The following is a 295-nucleotide window of genomic DNA, read 5'->3' as shown; positions in this document are numbered from 1 at the left end:
GCTTTAACGGTGGTGTTCTGAACGGTGTTCCTTCTGCATATCACTGGTATACCGAACGGTATGGCGTGAAGTGGCCTTGTGGGTATGACCTGAATATCAGCAGTCAGGGGGAAAACTTCATTCAGGTTGATTTCGACACGCCGTGGTGTCAGCCGGAAAGCGACGTTGTTGCAGAATTAAGCCGCCGTTTCAGCTGCACGCTGGAGCACTGGTATGCCGAACAGGGCTGTGATTTCTGTGGCTGGCAGTTGTATGAGCGCGGAGAGCTCGTTGATGTGCTGTGGGGGGAGCTGGA

At 53.9% G+C, this 295-nt stretch carries 1 pseudogene; it reads left to right on the top strand.

The annotated features are described in order from the left end of the window. Positions 1-295 (top strand): annotated as a pseudogene (locus E0D98_RS26410) (hypothetical protein); the annotation flags it as partial.

The organism is Escherichia sp. KCJ4928, assembly GCF_004352695.1.
Classification (GTDB): domain Bacteria; phylum Pseudomonadota; class Gammaproteobacteria; order Enterobacterales; family Enterobacteriaceae; genus ECMA0423.
The sequence above is the reverse complement of the archived record's forward strand: the minus strand, read 5'-3'. Positions and strand labels throughout refer to the sequence as shown.